This is a genomic window from Brucella sp. TWI432 (genome assembly GCF_039674445.1).
In the GTDB taxonomy this organism is placed as follows: domain Bacteria; phylum Pseudomonadota; class Alphaproteobacteria; order Rhizobiales; family Rhizobiaceae; genus Brucella; species Brucella chromiisoli.
The window spans coordinates 88,142-107,305 of record NZ_JBDJNL010000001.1 but is presented as its reverse complement, the minus strand read 5'-3'; the positions used below and the strand labels follow the sequence as shown (position 1 = coordinate 107,305).

Genomic DNA, 19,164 nt, shown 5'->3' with positions numbered 1-19,164 from the left:
GCTTAGACGCGCTTTTGCGCAATAAGACTATTGGTACCAGTCCCCGTAATTTTTACGCGGATGATTTCACCAACCTGATCGTCATTGTCATCGATGATTGCTGGCAGAAGCCAAGGCGAACGGCCAACCATCTGGCGCTCGAAGCGGCCCGGCTTTTCCAGAAGCACCTCCATTTCGCGACCGACCAGCGAATCCTGAAACGCATATTGCTGTTCGTTGAGCAATGCCTGAAGCCGTTGAAGGCGCTCATCCTTGACCGCTTCGTCAACATGATCGGGAAGATCGGCACCCGGCGTGCCCGGACGCGGCGAATATTTGAATGAATAGGCCTGCGCATAATGCACTTCACGCACCAGCCGCATCGTATCTTCAAAATCCTGATCGGTTTCGCCGGGGAAGCCAACGATAAAATCACCCGAAAGCGCCATATCGGGGCGCACTTCACGGATACGCTCAACCAGACGGATATATTCATCGGCCTTGTGGCGACGGTTCATCGCCTTGAGAATACGATCCGAACCCGCCTGAACAGGCAGATGCAAATAAGGCATCAGCTGGCGCAAATCACGATGCGCTGCGATCAGTGTATCATCCATATCGCGCGGGTGGCTGGTCGTATACCGCAGACGTGCCACACCGGGAATGCGTGCAAGGCGGAACAGCAACTCGCCAAGCCCCCATTCGCGGCCATCATCGCCTTTGCCATGCCACGCATTCACATTCTGACCCAGAAGGGTCAGTTCGCGCACGCCGCTGTCAGCAAGGCGTTCGGCCTCGGCCACAATCTGCGCCACACTGCGCGAGACTTCCGAACCGCGCGTATAAGGCACCACACAGAACGTGCAAAACTTGTCACAACCTTCCTGCACCGTAAGAAAGGCTGAAACGCCGCGCTTGCGGGTTTCTTCGCGCTTGGGTGCTGGCAGGTGCTCGAATTTGTCTTCGATCGCATATTCGGTTTCGACGACTTTTTCGCCGCCACGCACACGCGCAAGCGCATCCGGCAGGCGGTGATAGGTCTGCGGTCCGATCACCAGATCGACATTGGGCGCACGGCGCAGAATTTCCTGCCCCTCGGCCTGCGCCACACAACCGGCAACGCCGATTGTCAGTTCCTTGCCATTTGGTCCGCGTGCATCCTTCATCTTGCGCAGCCGACCCAGCGCAGAATAAAGCTTTTCCGATGCCTTTTCACGAATATGGCAGGTGTTGAGCAAAACCAGATCGGCATCATCGGGCGTGTCAGTCGCAACATAGCCCTCAGCGGCAAGGCTGTCGGCCATGCGCTGGCTGTCGTAGACATTCATCTGGCAGCCATAGGTTTTTACAAAAACCTTACGCGTGTTGCTGCCATTCGGGTTTGTCTTGATATCGGTCATATTTTCGCTCATGCGCGGCTATCTAGCGTCTTTATCGCTGCTTTGGAAGGCGACAAACTAACACTCTCAGAGCATTTCCTATTTAGAATGAATCATAGGGAATGCTAAATCTCTTTGTTTTTATCGCATTATCCCACGCAAAATCGCTCCGCACTTTTGCTGGAAATGCTTTAATCTTCCGCGATTTCGCGCCCGAGCAGCGAGGTCTGCAACAACGCCCTCACCCGGTTCTCCATGGTGCGCGCCAGCGCCTTGCGGTCCGTTTCGGCGGTGACCACAATCGGCTCGCCAAAACGTATTTCAACATCAATGGCACCTTCGCGCAGAATGCCTTTGAGATGCGGCATCAGCTGAACATCGCCCGGCCATGAAGCAATCGGGCGATGGTATCGGCCCATCGCCATGCCATGCACGCCGGTATAGGCAATAGCGACCGGCTGCACGATGACTTCCGGCACGCCCGCTTCCCGGATTGCGGTATGGGCTGCGCCAAAAAGTGCGGTCTTGAACGGCAGCACACGATTGCCATCCGATGTCGTTCCTTCGGGAAACAGCACCATGGCGTCACCATCAGCCAGACGTTTTGCAATGTCAGAGGTTTGTTCGCCGGTCTTGCCGCGCCGTTCACGCTCGACAAACACCGTGCGCTGCAACACGGCAAAGAAGCCAAATACCGGCCAGCTTCTGACTTGTGATTTGGCAATGAAAGACACCTGCCCCGCAGCCGAAAGCACGACAATATCGCTCCACGATGCGTGATTGGCAACCAGAAGCAACGGCCGGCCTTCCGGCATCTCGCCGACGATTGTAATGCGGAAACCGAGCAGGCGCGCAATGATACGATGGAAGAAATTCGGAAGCCGTCGCTTCCATGTGTTTTTGAGTTTCAAAAACACATATTGCACCGGAATGAGCGACAGGCTGAGCGCCACCATGGCTGCAACAACCAGAATAATGCGGATGGCACCGATCATTGCGGCCTCACCAGATCGCGGCGCAGAATGAAAGCCGAAGAACGGCCATTGGCCGTTTCATAATAGGCAGGGCGATCACCGACCTTGTTGAACCCCATGCGGCGATAAAGAGCCAGTGCTGCGACATTGTTTTCATCGACTTCCAGAAACAGCGTCTCGGCGCGCTCCTGATAGAGATAGCGCAGCACGGCATCCATCAACGCATGGCCGATGCCCTGCTTGCGCACCGCATTGGAAACCGCAATGGTGAGAATTTCCGCCTCACCGGCAACGAGCCGCGCCAGCACAAAGCCACACGCCTTGCCCGGCTTGCCTTCGGGCCGCGCCACAAAGCCAAAAACGCTATCCTGCGCGATCAGCGAACGGAAATCGTCCGAACTCCATGCGTGATGGAAGGAAAGCGCATGAACTCTTTGAATTTCGCCGCTGTCATGAACATCAAGCTTTTCCACCGAAACGGGTTTGCTACCGAAGCGCAGAAACGAAAGTCCCATCACCGCGCATCCCCGTCCGCCCTGCGCGGCAAGGCAAATCCGGTTTGTGGCTTCACATCCGGTCCGCGCATATAGAGCGGCTTTGGTGCTTCACCCGGCGCGCCGATGGCTGCAAGCTTTGCATACGTGCCGATTTGACCCGTTGGCTCAAGGCGCACGACACTGAATGTGCCAGCCAGAATTTCATTGAGCGCAGCAGCAGCCGAGCCAGCCAGAACCGTTTCAGACGGCTGTTGCTGAATAAGCGTCAGCGCTTCGTCACGCGCGAGCACCACTGGCCCGGTTGTGGCCACCGCATCACCACCAAAGGCCTGCGCGTAAATTTCACCGCGATGCGCTTCAAGCAGCACCAGAACCGGCTGTCCCGGCTGGCTGAGCGCTACTTCAGCGGCAAGCGCATCAAAGGCGCTGATGCCCATAGCCGGACGGCCAAGAGCCAGTGCAAAACCGCGTGCCGCAGACACACCAATGCGCACGCCGGTAAATGATCCGGGACCGACATTGACCGCCACGCGATCAAGTTCAGTCATGGCAATACCGGATTGCTCCATCACGCGCCCGATATAGTCCATCAAAACTTCGGCATGACCTTTTCCGATATTCTCGCTTATTTTGGCAAGAACCCTATCCGTGCGCGAATCATAGACTGCGGCAGCACACCAGGAAGAGGCGGTATCAAGGGCAAGTATCTTCATGAGCCATCGGGTAAATCAGAAATCGGCTTGCGACAAGCAAAACACATGAATCTTGCGAAAATTACTACATATTTTCGGAACAAAACGCCATGCACGGCGTTAAAATTGAGGATGCGGGGCAATTTTCAATTTCGTATCCCTGAACCGGCCTTTCATTGAGATCTGGCGGGACCGGTTTCAGAAAACAAATCTGTTTTTCAACAGCGGTTTCTCAACCGTTGGAAAAAGCCGGATCGTGCAAAGGATATGAGGATAAAATGTCCAAGAAGTCGATGCATGCAACCCGCAACGATCTTCCCTCCAATACAAAGACCACGATGATTGCGCTGCTGAATGAAAATCTGGCTGCGACCATCGATCTTGCCCTCATCACCAAGCAGGCGCACTGGAACCTCAAGGGGCCTCAGTTTATCGCCGTGCATGAATTGCTCGACACGTTCCGTGCCGATCTTGACGGTCATGTGGACACAATTGCAGAACGCGCCGTGCAGCTTGGCGGCACCGCCTATGGCACGACGCAGGTTGTCGCAAAAGACTCCAAGCTTAAAGCCTATCCGACCGATATTTACGCTGTGCACGACCACCTGAACGCACTGATCGAGCGTTATGGCGATGTCGCCAATCTTGTGCGCCAGTCGATTAAAGATGCTGATGAAGCAGGTGATGACACGACCGCAGACATTTTCACTGCTGCATCGCGCAGTCTCGACAAGGCGCTGTGGTTCCTGGAAGCCCATGTTCAGGAAAAAAACTGATTTTAGTGCTCTAAAGACCTATAAAAAGCCCGGCTCTAAGCCGGGCTTTTCATTTGCAACAGTTAATTAGCCCATTCGCCGCCACGCATCACAGGCTCGCGGCTGCCATCTGCATTGACGCCATCAACGTCAATCTTGTCAGATCCGATCATCCAGTCGATGTGAATGAGGCTCGAATTGCCGCCCTGCGCTTTGATCTGTTCTGGCGTCAGCTTTGCGCCATCAACAAAACATTTCGAATAGCACTGGCCGAGCGCGATATGGCTCGCAGCATTTTCATCAAACAGCGTGTTATAGAACAACAGCCCGCTCTGCGAGATCGGTGAGGAATGCGGAACAAGCGCCACTTCGCCCAGGCGACGTGCGCCTTCATCGGTATCCAGCACCTTGTTGAGCACTTCTTCGCCACGGCTTGCCTTGGCCTCGACAATGCGGCCGCCTTCAAAGCGCACCGAAATATTGTCGATCAATGTTCCCTGATGCGACAATGGCTTGGTGCTCGATACATGGCCTTCAACGCGCAACGCATGGGGCGTGGTAAAGACTTCTTCGGTCGGGATATTCGGATTGCAGGTAACGCCATTCTTTGCCGTCGATGCGCCACCATGCCATTCGTGGCCGTCGGCGAGACCGACCGTCAGGTCGGTACCCGGACCCTGAAAACGCAGCGCACTATAGGCCTTTGCATTCAGAAAACGCGTGCGGGTGCGCAGCGCTGCATTGTGTGCGGCCCATGCCCCGACCGGGTCATCGACATCAACGCGGGAGGCTGCAAAGATCGCATCCGCCAGCTTGCGGGTCGCAACATTTTCCGTTTCATTCGGAAACATCAGCTTGGCCCATTCCGGGTTCGGATAGGAAATGATGTTCCAGTTGATGTCAAAACCGGCAATCTTTTCGAGTGCTGGCTGATAGGCTTTGGAATTGGCGCGATTGGCGCGCGAAACCTTTGATGCATCCTGCGCCGACAGCAGCATCGGATTATCGGCTGCAATGGCAAGACGGGCCGCCCCATTGGCATAGGCTTTTGCCATGCCTTCATAGAGCCAGTCGGCTGCACGATCAAAGCTTTCATCGCTTGCATTTTCATACCGTGCCAGCGCGATTGCATCATCTGAGAAAAACGGCGTGACAAGACCCGCGCCTGCTTTATAGGCATGTTTTGCAATCAGGCGTACCAGCGGCAGAGCAACAACGGGCGCCGTGATGACAAGGTCCTGTCCTTCGCGCAATTGCAGGCCCACACGCACGGCAACTTCGGCCAGACGTTCGAGTTTTACCGGATCGATGACGGGAGCGTTATTGTCAATTGCCATAGGGCTGCAAACCTCGTGTTTGAAAGAATCAGCGGCAGTGTATCAGAGCCCTTAATTTCACCACTCTTTTTCCTGCAACTGCGCTATATTCTTATAGCGGTCGATAATTTTTTGATTTTACGAGAGCAACTTCATGAAGAAAACTGTGCTTCTTATCCTCGGTCTGGCGGGACTGCTCGCAGGCTGTCAGACCATGACACCGGAACAGCGCCGTGCGGCAGATGAACAGACCTGCCGCAATTATGGTTTCAAACAAAGGACCGATGCTTTTGCAAATTGTATGATGCGGCTTGATCTCGACCGCCGCGCAGACAGTCGTGCATGGCAAAACAGAGCTGATTTCTACGATGGACCGATGGTGATTTATCAGCCAGTTCCCGTTGCAGTGCCCGTCAAATAAAAAAGCGCCCGCTAAGGGCGCTTTTTACATCTCAAGCTCTTGTTAGAGCGGTGCTTCCGGGCGTTCCTGCGACAGAAGCATCGCGCCGATTGCATCGACGTGCTTTTTGTCAGCCGCATATCCAAGTGACACATTTTGAACGTTTGGCGCCGTTTCATCAAATGTCGGCTGATAGCTTGCCACCTGCATCACAGCCGGCTTTTCAGCTGGCTTCACAGGAAGGGTCGCGAGCCGGTTGCCACGAGCCTGTGGGCCCGAACCATCATTCTGCCGCGCTTCAACGCTGTTAGCTGCTTCGGCCAGAGCAACCTGAACAGTTGGCTGCGCCTGCGGAACAGGAACATCCTGCTGCGATGTCACGTTATAGAACGGGCCATCGGGCATGGAAGGCGACTGTGGTGTTGATACATAGGCCAAATTGTAAGGTATCTGCGGAACAGGATTCTCCAACGCACCATCGCGGCCACGCTTTTCATAGAAAGAGTTTCCGCCTGCAACCAGCACATAATGCATGTTGCGATAGGGGAACTTGAGGCCCGCCGTGTGGAAGAACATCGCGTTTTTCAGCTTTGGATGACGCTTGCCCTTGAGAACGGCATCGGCTGCGGCCTCAACATCCGGCATTGCCTTGGAATTCATCTTGCGGCTCAAAACACCGGGCGCAAACTGGTTTTTCTGCCCCACAACGCCACAGATTGTGTCGGGATAGCTGCCCGATGCAAGGCGGTTCATCACAACTGTACCGACAGCCATCAAACCATCCGGGCTTGAGCGGTTTGATTCAAAGAACATCGCGCGCTCAAGGCACTCGCGGTCTCTGGCAGTGTAGGTGAAAGTCTTAACGCCATTGACGGTCTTGACGTGGCTGGTTGCCGCTGTCTTTTCCGTCTTGGCCTTGGTTGTTCCGCCTGTCGTCGTGCAGCCCGTCACCAAAAACGGTGCTACGAGCAACCCGATAACAACAGGCCATTTCCATTTACCAGCGCGCGTCAACGGACAAATCTCATAATTAGACCCCTTACCTGATCCAGCCTGTCATACGCGCCGCATAGGCGCTTGCAAAACCGGCTATGATGCAAAGCCAAATAGAACGAAAATCAAAAATCGACTGTTTTGCAGTTACGCATCGACTACAAGGTTTTTGAATTTTTAGGCCAAAAAAAGGCAAAGGGTCAAATTTCAAAATCCACGTCACCAACAGGATGATGATGAAATCAACTTGAATCATAAGCTTGAATTTTGCTGCAAACCCTTCAAATATATTAATAAATCCTTAATGAGACCCGTCAATTCTTATAAGGTATTGATTTAACGCGATTCAATCTGGTTACAGACAAGTCACATCAGCGCCCCAATTCCCATTTTCTTTCAAGTTTTTAGCAATCGGAATTTTGGGCCAAAAAAGCACGTCGAAAACGCTGTTTTCACCACGCCAAATAAGCGCCTTCAACTTTATCGACAAAACTGTAATATCGCGTGAGAAGGGCCATTCCGGCGCTGCCAAAGGCCATAATTTCCGAATCGGCTGTTGTTATGGGTGAGGCAGAAAGCCTCTCACCAAACAAAAATCTCGCCGCTTTTTTCAAGCAGCGAGATGCCAATATACACATTTGAGGATGCCTGAACGGCTATCCAAAGGAATAGCCCGCGCCGCGCACCGTGCGGATCGGATCAAGCGCGCGACCGAGATTAATGGCCTTGCGCAGACGTCCGACATGCACATCCACCGTGCGGTCATCGACATAAATATCCGGTCCCCAGACACCATCCAGCAGCTGACTGCGCGAGAAGACGCGGCCCGGCGACATCATGAAATATTCGAGCAGACGAAACTCTGTCGGCCCCAGGCGGATTTCTTTTTCCTTTCGATAGACGCGATGCTGCTGACGGTCGAGCACAAGCTCTCCGACTTTCAGCACATGCGAAAGCACGCTTGGATTGGCGCGGCGCAGCATGGCTTTAACGCGGGCGAGCAGTTCCGGTGTCGAAAAAGGCTTCACCACATAATCATCGGCACCCACACTCAAGCCCCGAACGCGTTCGCTTTCTTCGCCGCGCGCCGTCAACATGATGACCGGCAGGCGCTCCGTCTCTGGCCACTGGCGCAGACGGCGGCACAGTTCAATGCCGGATACGCCCGGCAGCATCCAATCAAGAATAAGCAGATCCGGTACGTTTTCACGCAGTGCAATCTCGGCTTCATCGCCACGCAATATTGTATCGACGTGGTAGCCTTCGGCTTCGAGATTATAGCGCAACAGCACGCTCAGCGCTTCTTCGTCTTCGACCACAGCAATCTTGGGTGCCTGTGACATGCAGAGTTTCCTATCGGGTTAAGCGTAGCGACAAATGCAATTCCCCCGTTCGACCGCGTGCCGCCGCGCCTTCATACATATTTGAAATGGCTCGTCGCACTGCTACGGCAAGCCACGTTTTCAGGGTTTACGCGCCTCATCCACGACAATGCCGTGGCTCAGATCTTCTTTCGGGCGTTCCGCAGGCATTTGCAGGCCAGTCACGATATAATAGACCGTCTCCGCAATATTGGTCGCATGATCGCCAATGCGCTCGATATTTTTGGCGCAGAACAGAAGATGCGTGCAGGCAGAAATGTTGCGCGGATCTTCCATCATATAAGTCAGCAATTCGCGGAACAGCGAGGTGTACATCGCGTCAATTTCGTCATCGCGATCACGCACGATATTGATCTGCTGGACCGAACGCGTTGCATAGGCATCAAGCACGTCTTTGAGCTGCGTGAGCGCCAGTTCAGCCAGGGTTTCGAGGCCGCGATAAAGCTTGCCCGGCTGGCGCGATTCCGAAACGGCGGCAACACGCTTGGCAATATTCTTGCCCAGATCGCCCACGCGCTCCAGATCGGCAGAGATGCGGATTGAGCCGATGATTTCGCGCAGATCCACCGCCATTGGCTGGCGCTTGGCAATGATCATCACAGCCTTGTCGTCGATCTCGCGTTCGCTGGCATCGAGAATAAGATCATCGGAAATGACGCGCTGTGCCAGCGCGTTGTCGGCATTGACAATCGCTGCAACGGACTGCTCGACCATGCGTTCGGCATGACCGCCCATTTCCGCAATCTTGTGGGTCAGGAACTGAAGTTCTTCGTCATATGCGCTAACGGTGTGCTGGGACGCCATAATAGACCTCAAAGTAAAGGTGGCAGGGAAGCGGAACCGAACCGGCTCTCGCTTTTGCTGAAATATTCCTTAGCCAAAACGACCGGTGATATAGTCCTGGGTGCGTTTTTCGGTCGGTGCGGTGAACATCACATCCGTGTCGCCCACTTCCACCAGATTGCCCAGATGGAACATGGCAGTGCGCTGCGAAACGCGTGCTGCCTGCTGCATGGAGTGGGTCACGATGACGATGGTGTAGTTCTGGCGCAATTCGTCGATCAGCTCTTCAACCTTGGCGGTTGCAATCGGATCAAGGGCCGAGCACGGCTCGTCCATCAGGATCACTTCAGGGCTCACAGCAATGGCACGTGCAATGCACAGACGCTGCTGCTGACCACCGGAAAGACCTGTGCCTGCATCATGCAGACGATCTTTGACCTCTTCAAAAAGGCTGGCCTTCTTGAGGCTTGTGACCACGATTTCTTCGAGATCGGTCTTGTTGCGGGCAAGGCCATGGATACGCGGACCATAGGCAACGTTTTCAAAGATCGATTTCGGAAACGGATTGGGCTTCTGGAACACCATGCCGACGCGGGCGCGCAATTCAACAACGTCGATCTTAGGATCGTAAATGTCTTCGTTGTCCAGCGTGATCTTGCCAGCAATGCGGCAGCCTTCGATCGTATCGTTCATGCGGTTGAGCGAACGCAGGAAGGTCGACTTGCCACAGCCCGATGGGCCGATCAGCGCAGTGACCATCTTTTCGGGCACGTCCAAATCGACTTCGAACAGTGCCTGTTTTTCGCCATAGAACACACAGACCTTGTCGCCACGCATTTTAATCGAAGGGGCGTTGGTGTTCATTTTTTCTCCTACGGCTTTTTCGAGAGATCGTTCAGTCATGAGATTCATCATTTCTCTCCCGTTTACCAGCGGCGCTCGAAGCGGCGGCGCAGAATAATTGCTGCAATGTTCATGACGGCGAGGAACAGGAGCAGGACGATAATAGCGCCTGATGTCCGTTCTACAAAGGCACGCTCGGCTTCATTGGCCCACATGAAAATCTGCACAGGCAGCGCCGTTGCAGGATCCATCGGGGTTGCTGGCATGTTGGCAACGAAAGCCACCATACCGATCAGCAGCAGCGGAGCTGTTTCACCCAGTGCCTGCGCAAGGCCGATAATTGTACCGGTCAAAATGCCGGGCGCGGCAAGCGGCAACACATGATGGAACACCATCTGTGTCTTGGATGCACCAAGACCAAGCGCAGCAGAGCGGATCGATGGCGGCACGGCACGAAGGGCAGAGCGCGTTGCAATGATGATGGTTGGAAGCGTCATCAATGTGAGCACCAGACCACCCACAATCGACGCCGAACGCGGCAGATTGAAGAAGTTGATGAAGACTGCAAGACCGAGCAGACCGAAGACAATCGATGGCACAGCCGCCAGATTGTTGATGTTGACTTCAATAAGGTCGGTCAGGCGGTTCTTCTTGGCATATTCTTCGAGATAAATCGAAGCAGCCACACCGATGGGCAGTGCGAGCACCAGCACGATCATCATCATGTAGAAGGAACCGACCAGCGCAACACCCAGACCCGAAGTTTCCGGACGGCTGGACGCACCATTGGTGAACAGGCCCCAGTTGAAAGCCTCGCTCATGATCCCTTCATCGCTCAGCTTCTTGATCCATGCAAACTGACGGTCGGAAACCTTGCGGTTTGCCTCAGGCACCGAGAGATCAATCTGGCCCTTATAGGCAGAATCAATATCAGCGGCAGCGAGTACGGGAACGATCTGCGTTGTGCCAATCAGCGATGGATTGTCCATCACCATCTGGCGAAGCTGAACGCGGACACCATCGGAGAAGAAGCGTCCGACTTCGCGCATTTCTGCGCGATTTGTGGATGCTACACCGAGTTTTTCCGCCAATGCATTGCGCACCAGAAGCGGATAATTGGCCGTGATCAGCACATTCGGATCGGTTGCCAGTTTGTTACCCGGATCGATAACCTGCGCATCAAGCTTAACGGGCAGGTAAATCGTCGTCTGTCCAAAGGCTGTATAGCCCTTCGAGAAAACCGAGAACAAAAGCGCGAAGAGGAAGAACACGCCAATCGCAATGGCGAGGATGCCATAGAGGCGGAAGCGGCGTTCGGCAGCGTAGCGACGCTTGATCCCGATATCGCGGCGCTGGGGCTTTGTTACCGCAGTGCCGGCATTGAGAGTTGAATCGGTCATTATTCGTACTGCTCCCGGTACTTGCGAACGATGTAGAGCGCAAAGATGTTCATGATCAGCGTCAGGACAAAGAGGGTAATACCCAGCGCAAAGGCAACCAGCGTTTGCGGCGAATCGAATTCAAGATCGCCCGTGAGCTGACTGACGATTTTGACAGTGATCGTCGTCATGGCTTCAAAAGGATTGGCACTCAGGCGGGCGGCAACACCGGCTGCAAGCACCACGATCATGGTTTCACCAATCGCACGCGAGGCTGTCATCAAAAGGGCGCCGACAATACCGGGAAGCGCTGCTGGCAGAACGACACGCTTGATTGTCTCGGAGCGCGTGGCGCCAAGGCCAAGCGAGCCATCACGCAGCGAGCGCGGCACCGCGGTGATAATATCATCGGAAAGCGACGACACGAACGGGATCAGCATCACGCCCATGACCAGACCAGCGGTCAGCACACTCTGCGCCATGATGAAGCCCTGACCGCCCGCAATGGCCGCCGAGAGATCACGCAGGAACGGGCCAACCGTAATCAGAGCGAAGAAGCCATAAACAATGGTCGGGATACCGGCCAGAAGTTCTAGCACCGGCTTGACCACAGTACGCACACGCGGCGAGGCATATTCAGCCATATAGATCGCCGAGAACAGGCCAACCGGCACAGCAAACAGCATGGCAACAAAAGCAATATAGAGTGTACCGGCCAGAAGCGGGATCAGACCGAACTGCCCGACTTCACCACCCGAACCTGCGGCTGCAAAGCGTGGGTCCCACACGGTGCCAAAGAAGAAGTCCATCGGAGCAACCGACTGGAAGAAGCTCACAGTCTGAAACAGCACAGAGAAAACGATGCCGATGGTTGTGAGAATTGCGATGCCGGACGCAGCAATCAGCCCCCACAAGACGATGCGCTCGACATTGTTGCGGGCCCGTGTGCGGCGCTTGATGCCGGAAAGACCGAAAATCAGGCCAGCAACCGCGATAACCAGAGCAATTGCGCTGCCAAGCGTATGGGAAACCTTGTTTGCCTTATCAAGGAACAGAGCAACCGGGACCATATAGTCCTGACCTTCGGTTGCAAGCGCCACGCCCTTCGAGCCGAGCACGTCGCGCGCTTCCTTGTAAGTCTGCGGGAAACTGTCGATTTCAGCAGGCGTCAGCTTCTGCATGCCATCGGAGAGACTGCGGATCATGCTGAGCTGCAGACTGCGCTCGGAATATGAACCATCTTCAACGGCGGCAGGCATTTGTGCTGTCGCGGTGTGATCAAGATAAACGGATGTGCCGATCGCCCAAACCGCCAGAAACAGCACTGCCGGTAACGCGGAAACGAGGAAAACCCACCAGCCATGATAAAGCGGGCGGGAATGCATTTTCTCTGCATTTGCACCTGCGGACCTGGCAGGCTGCGCCTTGTCAATTGCAACGGCGCGCTGACGACCTATGAAGAATCCGATCAGTCCGATTGCAACGACACTGACGAGAACCAGAAAGAAGGACATTCAATTTCCCCGGTTGCCCCAAAAAATGCAGAAACAGCTTACCGATACAATAAAACAGCCAGCTTATTTCCACGCGAATACGCTTGTCATACCCAACCAGCGCCAAAGAGAAAGAACGTGGGGGCCAATGATCCCCACGTTCCACAGCTCAAAGCTTACTTAACTGCCAGAACCTTGCCTTCGGTGAAGGCAGTGCGCTGTGCTTCACGTTCTGCATCTGGCGCAGGAACCAGACCGTATTCAGCAAGCGGGCCGTCCGGGCCGACCATCTGTTCAGACAGGAAGAAGTCTACATATTCCTTGAGGCCTGGAATGACGCCCAGATGCGCCTTCTTCACATAGAAGAACAGCGGACGCGAAACCGGATATTCACCCGAGGCAACGGTGTCAGCCGATGGCGTTACGCCATTGACAGTGGCAACCTTGAGCTTGTCAGCATTGTTTTCGAAGAAATAGAGGCCGAAAACGCCAACGCCCTGCTTGTTGGAACCGATACGTGCCAGCGTTTCGCTGTAATCGCCATCAATATCAACAGCCCTGCCGTCCTTGCGGACAGCGATACAGGCGGAAGCGGCGGCCTTGTCATCAAGACCGGTCTTCTTGATTTCTTCAAGAGCGCCCGATTCTTTGCAGCCGTCAGCAAGAAGCTTTTCTTCAAAAACTTCGCGGGTGCCATGCTTTTCGCCAGGGATATAAGCCGCAATGTCCCAATCCGGCAGGTCTGCATTGACCTGATTCCACTTGGTGTTTGGATTGTCTACGAGCTTGCCGTCAACAATAACCTTGGCAGCAAGTGCCTTATAAAGGTCAACCGGGGTAAGCTTCCAGTCCGGGCCGTTTACATCTGTTGCAAAGACGATACCGTCATAACCGAAACGGACTTCCTGAACGTCCTTGACGCCAGCGTCGATGCAGGACTTGAGTTCCGTTTCCTTCATCGGACGCGATGCGTTTGCAATATCGATGGTGTTTTCACCAACGCCCTTGCAGAATTCTTTGATGCCTGCGCCAGAGCCGCCCGATTCAACAACCGGCGTCTTGAAGTTCGGATAGGTTTCACCAAAGGTTTCGGCAACGATCTTGGCATAAGGCAAAACGGTCGAGGAACCGGAAACCTGAATCTGTTCGCGCGCGTTTGCTGCGGAAACCGACAATACGGCAGCAATTGCGAGCGCTGCGGTCGAGGAAATCATCTTGTTCATGAGCACCAGCCCCTGTTGTAAAAGACACATGACGAAAAAGCGTCAACAGCCATCTACGCGCTCTATATAACAGTCATATGACAGCTGTGTAACAGCTTTGTATCATTCAAGCATGGGTGCGGTTTCATGCCTATATATGCAAACATAATAATATATGACTCACGCATTGGGGCGAGAAAGAACATAAGCGGCGGAGCCCAGCATGAAGATTGCAACGCCTATCGCGAGCCATGGCCCCGGCTGCGCACCCCACCAGAACATGCCATAGCCGAATGCCATGCCAAGGCATGCATATAGTTTTGCTTTGGGGGGGATCGCGCCACGCTCACGCCATTTGATGATCATCGGACCAAAACGCGGATCGGCCAGCAGACGCGCCTCGAACTTCGGCGAGGAGCGCGCAAAAAACCATGCAGCAAGAATGATGAAGATCGTTGTTGGCATCACCGGCAGAATGGCACCGACGATACCAAGAGCCAGCATCAGCAAACCGAGGCAGAGATAAACAATACGCTTGCCCGCCGAGACCGGCGGCAATTCTTTATCGGCATCGTCCTGTTGCGTATTATCCTGCATGATATTCCATTCTGAAGATGAGCGCTTATAGCAGGATTTTGGCTTTTGCATGCATAGGAGGCGTGGACAAATCTGCGTCATCACGCAGGGTTTCAACAAAAGTTACAGCAAGGACTCCAAACTTGATCATCAAAAAAGCATCCACAGGTTGCAGTTTTCGCGAAAAAGGCCGGATTTTGTCATCTTATGGATTCCGATGGAAAACTAGCCATACAAATAAAAATTGTATTGGCTCGGCTAAGCCATCGCCCTGTCGCAAGCAGATTTTCTTGAGGATCGCGCTTAAAAACATGAATCAAGGCAGTCATCCTCCAAATCCTAACGAATCGTAAGCAGATTTACAGAGATAACGCGATTCAATCCCAAATATTCCTGATTTCTTCTTGATAATCTAAATAAACAACGTCCAGTATAGGATGATATTCCGCTGAGATAATCGATTCTATCCCCTCATTATACTCTCAATAACATCACGCCATCGCCACATTTAGATTCCAGTTGGCACCGGTCTTTATCAGTCATGACTGTGAAGGCCTTTCGAAACGACTATTGGAATCACAATGAACTTCAAAATCCGTATGGCTATGCTCGCCGTTGCGACAACCGGTCTGTTCTCGATCACCGCAATGGAAGCTCAGGCTGCGCGCTGTGGCGGTGCTTCCTGGTATGCGCTGACCTCCCGCACGGCATCGGGCGAACGCATGAACCCAGCCGGTTTGACTGCAGCGCACAAAACATTGCCACTGGGCACCAAGGTTAAAGTGACCAACCAGCGCAATGGCAAATCGCTTGTCGTGCGCATCAATGACCGCGGCCCTTTTATCAAAGGACGCGTGCTTGATCTCTCCAAGGGCGCGGCTCAGCGCCTTGGTTTCGTGAGCGCAGGCCACACCAATGTGTGTTTCACACCGCTCTAACTACTTGATTTAATAAATTATATTGAAACCGCTATGGCCGCCATAGCGGTTTTTTTGTATGCATTTACACACGCAAAAGATGTATATAATCCACACCACCCGTGTTAACCATTAATTAAGAAGTTGGGCGAAGGCGCCACAGTCTTAATTGACTCAGGCCATGTTTCATATTTTAACTTTTCGTTAATAAATGCCCGTTGCGGGCTGTGAAAAGGGCGTTGAGTATGTTTTGTGTAGTTCGCTCCAGCTTGAAACTTATCGCTGCTGCCAGCATCGGTATTGCCGCTCTCACGCTCAGCTTTGGTGCGCAGGCAGCCTCCGGCCCCTTCATGCAGACGGGCAAGCTCACATCACAGCCAATCGGCCATTACGAATTCTGCAAGCGCGAAGCCGCTGAATGCAGCATCGTGAGCCGCGATACACGCGCGCTTTCGCTCAACAACAACAATTGGCAGCACATTCAGGCGGTCAATCTTTCGATCAATGAACGCATCAAGCCGATGACCGACATGGAAATCTACGGCGTTGAGGAATATTGGGCTTACCCGACCACGGTTGGCGATTGTGAAGATTACGCTCTGCTCAAGCAGCGTGAGCTGGCCAAGGCTGGCATTCCGATGACCGACCTGCTGATCACCGTCGTGCGCAAGCCGGACGGCGAAGGCCATGCCGTTCTGACCGTTCGCACGGATCGTGGCGACTTTGTTCTCGACAATCTGACCGACGAAGTTTTGCGCTGGGATGAAACCGACTACACCTATCTCAAGCGTCAGGCCGCCAACAATACAGGCCGCTGGGTCAGCATCGAAAGCCCGGACAATCTGCTCGTTGGATCGGTTAAATAAATTCAGGCAGAAGCGATCAGCCTTTCCGCTCCCATCCGATAGGAAATCGCACCGGCAAGGTGTATCCGGCTGATCTGATCGACACCGTCGAGATCAGCGAGAGTACGCGCCACTTTCAAAATGCGATGATACGCGCGGGCGGAAAAACGCATCTGTTCACTGGCATCGCGCAACAGTTTGATACCGGCAGCATCAGGCTTCGCCACGTCCTCAATCAGATTTGCCGAAGCATGGGCATTGGTCATTGATGAATCGAGCCCAAGGGCCGAATAGCGTGCGCTTTGGATGGCGCGCGCACGCGCCACACGCTTGGCAACACTCTCGCTTCGCTCTGATTGCGATGGCTGAATGAGATCAAGTGCTGAAACGGCAGGCATATCAACGCGCAGATCAATGCGATCCAGCAATGGACCAGAAATGCGCGCCTGATAATCGCTCTGGCACCGCGGCCCGCGTGCGCAAGTATGCCCCGGTTCCCCTGCCATGCCGCAACGGCAGGGGTTCATTGCGGCAATCAGTTGAAAACGCGCCGGATAGCTGGTGCGGTGATTGACGCGCGCAATCATGCATTCACCGGTCTCAAGCGGCTGGCGCAAGGAATCGAGCACCTGCGGTGTAAACTCGGGAAATTCGTCGAGAAACAATACGCCATTATGCGCAAGTGAGACCTCGCCCGGGCGCGCACGCAAGCCACCGCCGACCATGGCCGCCATAGACGCCGAATGATGCGGGTCGCGGAACGGTCTTCGATCGGAGAGTTTTCCGCCGGAAAGCTCGCCCGCAATAGAGGCAATCATCGAAACATCCAAAAGCTCGCGGGGGCTAAGTCGTGGCAAAATGGAAGGCAAGCGTTGCGCCAGCATGGATTTGCCTGATCCGGGTGGGCCGACCAGCAGCAGATTGTGATTGCCTGCGGCGGCAATCTCCAGCGCACGTTTGGCCGTCTCCTGCCCTTTGATGTCAGCCAGATCGGGCGGCACATCGGTTGAAACGCGCATGGACGGCTCAGGCCGTGTCAGCACCTGCGAGCCTTTGAAATGATTTGCCAGCGCGATCAGGCTGCGCGGTGCAAGGATATCAATATCAGCGCCGGCCCATGCCGCCTCCGATCCGCAGGCATGGGGACAGATCAGCCCCTTATCCTCACGATTGGCGCTGATTGCTGCGGGAAGAACACCCGCAACAGCGGTAATCGTACCGTCAAGCGACAGCTCGCCCAGCATCATGTAAGATTGAATGGCATCGGCAGGAATCGCACCGATGGCCGCCATCAGCCCCACTGCTATGGGAAGATCGTAATGCGACCCCTCTTTCGGCAGATCGGCAGGCGCCAGATTAACCGTCACCCGTTTGGTCGGCATGGAGAGGCCTGAGGCATGGAGTGCTGCCTGCACCCGCTCCCGGCTTTCCGCCACGGCCTTATCGGGCAGGCCGACAATCGACATGCCCATTTTTCCCGGCGCCACCATCACCTGCACATCGACAGGCACCGCCTCTATGCCTTGAAAGGCAACCGTTCCAACGCGCGCTACCATATGCCCCCGCATAACACGCAGCACAGCTATAAAGTGAGCAAGTGCTTAAATACAACCAAAAGATTTAAGCATTTTCAGTGAATGCAATCAAGAGAAAGGGCCAGTCTGATTGTGTCAGACCGGCCCTATCATTATCATCTTTAAGATGTGATCTTATTTACGCTTGGCTTCAACAGCGTCCCAGAAGAGCGCTGCAATATTGGTGCCGTCAAAGCGCTCAATTTCGCGAATGCCTGTTGGCGAGGTCACATTGATCTCGGTCATGTAATCCCCGATCACGTCGATGCCGACGAGAATAAATCCACGTTCCTTGAGCGACGGGCCAATGCGCGCGCAGATTTCCTGCTCGCGCGCAGTCAGCTTGCTTTGCTCTGCACGGCCACCAACATGCATGTTGGAACGTGCGTCGCTTTCCGAAGGCACACGGTTGATTGCACCAACCGGCTCGCCGTCAATCAAAATGATGCGCTTGTCGCCTGAGCGCACATCCTTGAGATAACGCTGCGCAATGAACGGCTCTTTGAAGAGCTGGCCGAACATTTCGAGAAGCGAAGTGAGGTTGCGGTCGCCATCGGCCAGATGGAACACGCCTGCACCGCCATTGCCATAAAGCGGCTTCAAAATAATGTCGCCAAACTCGCGGCGAAAATCCATAACCTCTTGCGGGTCTTTGGTGATCAGTGTTTCCGGCATCAGATCCGGAAACTCGGTGACGAAAATCTTTTCCGGGCTGTTGCGCACCCATGCCGGGTCATTCACCACCAGCGTCTTTGGATGGATACGCTCCAACAGATGCGTATTGGTGATGTAATTCATGTCGAATGGCGGGTCCTGACGCAGCAGCACCACGTCCATATCAGTCATGTCACGGCGCACAGGCTCGCCAAGCGTGAAATGATCGCCCTTGATGTCGCGCACTTCCAGCGTCTCAAGTCGCGCCGAAACAACGCCGTCACGCATGGAAAGCCGGTCAGGTGTATAGTGGTAGAGTTCGTGGCCGCGCTTCTGCGCTTCAAGCGACAGAGCAAAGGTGGTGTCACCTGCAATATTGACCGTGCTGATATGGTCCATCTGGACCGCAACTTTTAGCGACATGATTTCCTCGCGATTCTTAGTTGCCGGAACTTAAAACGGATTCAACAAGCAATATAGTCCTTTCTGCTTACACAAATATTTGTAGCTGGATCGCAGCCCTGCGCTTGA

Annotated in this window: 19 protein-coding genes; 4 read left to right on the top strand and 15 right to left on the bottom strand. The window is 54.1% G+C overall.

Translation table 11 applies throughout. The features are described 5' to 3' along the window. Window positions 1-2: 2 nt before the first annotated feature. From miaB to tsaB, 4 genes are all read right to left on the bottom strand, one after another. Complete coding sequence (gene miaB, locus ABE527_RS00510) at window positions 3-1,391, bottom strand: tRNA (N6-isopentenyl adenosine(37)-C2)-methylthiotransferase MiaB (RefSeq protein WP_499695792.1); 1,389 nt, start codon at window positions 1,389-1,391, stop codon at window positions 3-5. A gap of 158 nt (window positions 1,392-1,549) precedes the next feature. Beyond that, window positions 1,550-2,353, bottom strand: coding sequence for a lyso-ornithine lipid O-acyltransferase (gene olsA / locus ABE527_RS00505; RefSeq protein ID WP_499693233.1), 804 nt, complete (start codon window positions 2,351-2,353; stop codon window positions 1,550-1,552). After that, entirely contained in the window at window positions 2,350-2,850 is a 501-nt protein-coding gene (gene rimI, locus ABE527_RS00500; RefSeq protein WP_265982537.1) for a ribosomal protein S18-alanine N-acetyltransferase, read from the bottom strand. Before rimI ends, olsA begins: the two co-directional genes overlap by 4 nt. Then, the gene (gene tsaB, locus ABE527_RS00495; protein ID WP_499695791.1) at window positions 2,847-3,542 is read right to left on the bottom strand and encodes a tRNA (adenosine(37)-N6)-threonylcarbamoyltransferase complex dimerization subunit type 1 TsaB; all 696 of its coding nucleotides are present in this window, start codon (window positions 3,540-3,542) and stop codon (window positions 2,847-2,849) included. Before tsaB ends, rimI begins: the two co-directional genes overlap by 4 nt. Window positions 3,543-3,799: 257 nt before the next feature. On the opposite strand from tsaB, the gene dps reads away from it, so the two are divergent. Beyond that, window positions 3,800-4,297 carry a DNA starvation/stationary phase protection protein Dps gene (gene dps, locus ABE527_RS00490; RefSeq protein WP_499693232.1) on the top strand — a complete coding sequence of 166 codons (498 nt, stop codon included), beginning with the start codon at window positions 3,800-3,802 and terminating at the stop codon, window positions 4,295-4,297. A gap of 62 nt (window positions 4,298-4,359) precedes the next feature. Here dps and ABE527_RS00485 read toward each other — a convergent pair whose 3' ends face one another. Beyond that, entirely contained in the window at window positions 4,360-5,613 is a 1,254-nt protein-coding gene (locus tag ABE527_RS00485; RefSeq protein WP_499695790.1) for an aminopeptidase, read from the bottom strand. A 133-nt stretch (window positions 5,614-5,746) separates the two neighbouring features. Here ABE527_RS00485 and ABE527_RS00480 point away from each other — a divergent pair, with 133 nt between their 5' ends. Further along, the gene (locus ABE527_RS00480; RefSeq protein ID WP_265982533.1) at window positions 5,747-6,013 is read left to right on the top strand and encodes a hypothetical protein; all 267 of its coding nucleotides are present in this window, start codon (window positions 5,747-5,749) and stop codon (window positions 6,011-6,013) included. Window positions 6,014-6,055: 42 nt separating this feature from the next. On the opposite strand, the gene ABE527_RS00475 is transcribed toward ABE527_RS00480, so the two are convergent. The 8 genes from ABE527_RS00475 to ABE527_RS00440 all read right to left on the bottom strand — a co-directional run bounded on the left by ABE527_RS00475 (window position 6,056) and on the right by ABE527_RS00440 (window position 14,664). Continuing rightward, entirely contained in the window at window positions 6,056-7,006 is a 951-nt protein-coding gene (locus ABE527_RS00475; protein ID WP_265982532.1) for a cell wall hydrolase, read from the bottom strand. A 635-nt stretch (window positions 7,007-7,641) separates the two neighbouring features. Next, window positions 7,642-8,328, bottom strand: coding sequence for a phosphate regulon transcriptional regulator PhoB (phoB, locus tag ABE527_RS00470; RefSeq protein WP_094505949.1), 687 nt, complete (start codon window positions 8,326-8,328; stop codon window positions 7,642-7,644). 120 nt (window positions 8,329-8,448) lie between these two features. After that, window positions 8,449-9,171 carry a phosphate signaling complex protein PhoU gene (phoU, locus tag ABE527_RS00465; protein WP_499695789.1) on the bottom strand — a complete coding sequence of 241 codons (723 nt, stop codon included), beginning with the start codon at window positions 9,169-9,171 and terminating at the stop codon, window positions 8,449-8,451. Window positions 9,172-9,240: 69 nt separating this feature from the next. Next, entirely contained in the window at window positions 9,241-10,014 is a 774-nt protein-coding gene (gene pstB, locus ABE527_RS00460) for a phosphate ABC transporter ATP-binding protein PstB (protein WP_250039376.1), read from the bottom strand. A gap of 62 nt (window positions 10,015-10,076) precedes the next feature. Further along, window positions 10,077-11,393 (bottom strand): phosphate ABC transporter permease PstA, encoded by a 1,317-nt coding sequence (gene pstA / locus ABE527_RS00455; protein WP_499695788.1) that lies wholly within the window; start codon window positions 11,391-11,393, stop codon window positions 10,077-10,079. Beyond that, the gene (gene pstC / locus ABE527_RS00450; protein ID WP_265982524.1) at window positions 11,393-12,886 is read right to left on the bottom strand and encodes a phosphate ABC transporter permease subunit PstC; all 1,494 of its coding nucleotides are present in this window, start codon (window positions 12,884-12,886) and stop codon (window positions 11,393-11,395) included. Before pstC ends, pstA begins: the two co-directional genes overlap by 1 nt. Before the next feature lie 155 nt (window positions 12,887-13,041). Next, window positions 13,042-14,088: a PstS family phosphate ABC transporter substrate-binding protein gene (locus ABE527_RS00445; RefSeq protein WP_265982522.1), complete on the bottom strand. Its 1,047-nt coding sequence runs from the start codon at window positions 14,086-14,088 to the stop codon at window positions 13,042-13,044. A 159-nt stretch (window positions 14,089-14,247) separates the two neighbouring features. Next, entirely contained in the window at window positions 14,248-14,664 is a 417-nt protein-coding gene (locus ABE527_RS00440; protein WP_396995983.1) for a YbaN family protein, read from the bottom strand. 560 nt (window positions 14,665-15,224) lie between these two features. Between ABE527_RS00440 and ABE527_RS00435 the strand changes: the two genes are divergently transcribed. Further along, entirely contained in the window at window positions 15,225-15,581 is a 357-nt protein-coding gene (locus ABE527_RS00435; protein ID WP_187543663.1) for a septal ring lytic transglycosylase RlpA family protein, read from the top strand. Between the two features lie 224 nt (window positions 15,582-15,805). Continuing rightward, window positions 15,806-16,426 carry a transglutaminase-like cysteine peptidase gene (locus ABE527_RS00430; protein ID WP_499693229.1) on the top strand — a complete coding sequence of 207 codons (621 nt, stop codon included), beginning with the start codon at window positions 15,806-15,808 and terminating at the stop codon, window positions 16,424-16,426. A 2-nt stretch (window positions 16,427-16,428) separates the two neighbouring features. On the opposite strand, the gene ABE527_RS00425 is transcribed toward ABE527_RS00430, so the two are convergent. After that, entirely contained in the window at window positions 16,429-17,961 is a 1,533-nt protein-coding gene (locus tag ABE527_RS00425; RefSeq protein WP_499695787.1) for a YifB family Mg chelatase-like AAA ATPase, read from the bottom strand. A 153-nt stretch (window positions 17,962-18,114) separates the two neighbouring features. Next, window positions 18,115-19,056: a glutathione synthase gene (gshB, locus tag ABE527_RS00420; protein WP_265982515.1), complete on the bottom strand. Its 942-nt coding sequence runs from the start codon at window positions 19,054-19,056 to the stop codon at window positions 18,115-18,117. Between the last annotated feature and the right edge of the window lie 108 nt (window positions 19,057-19,164).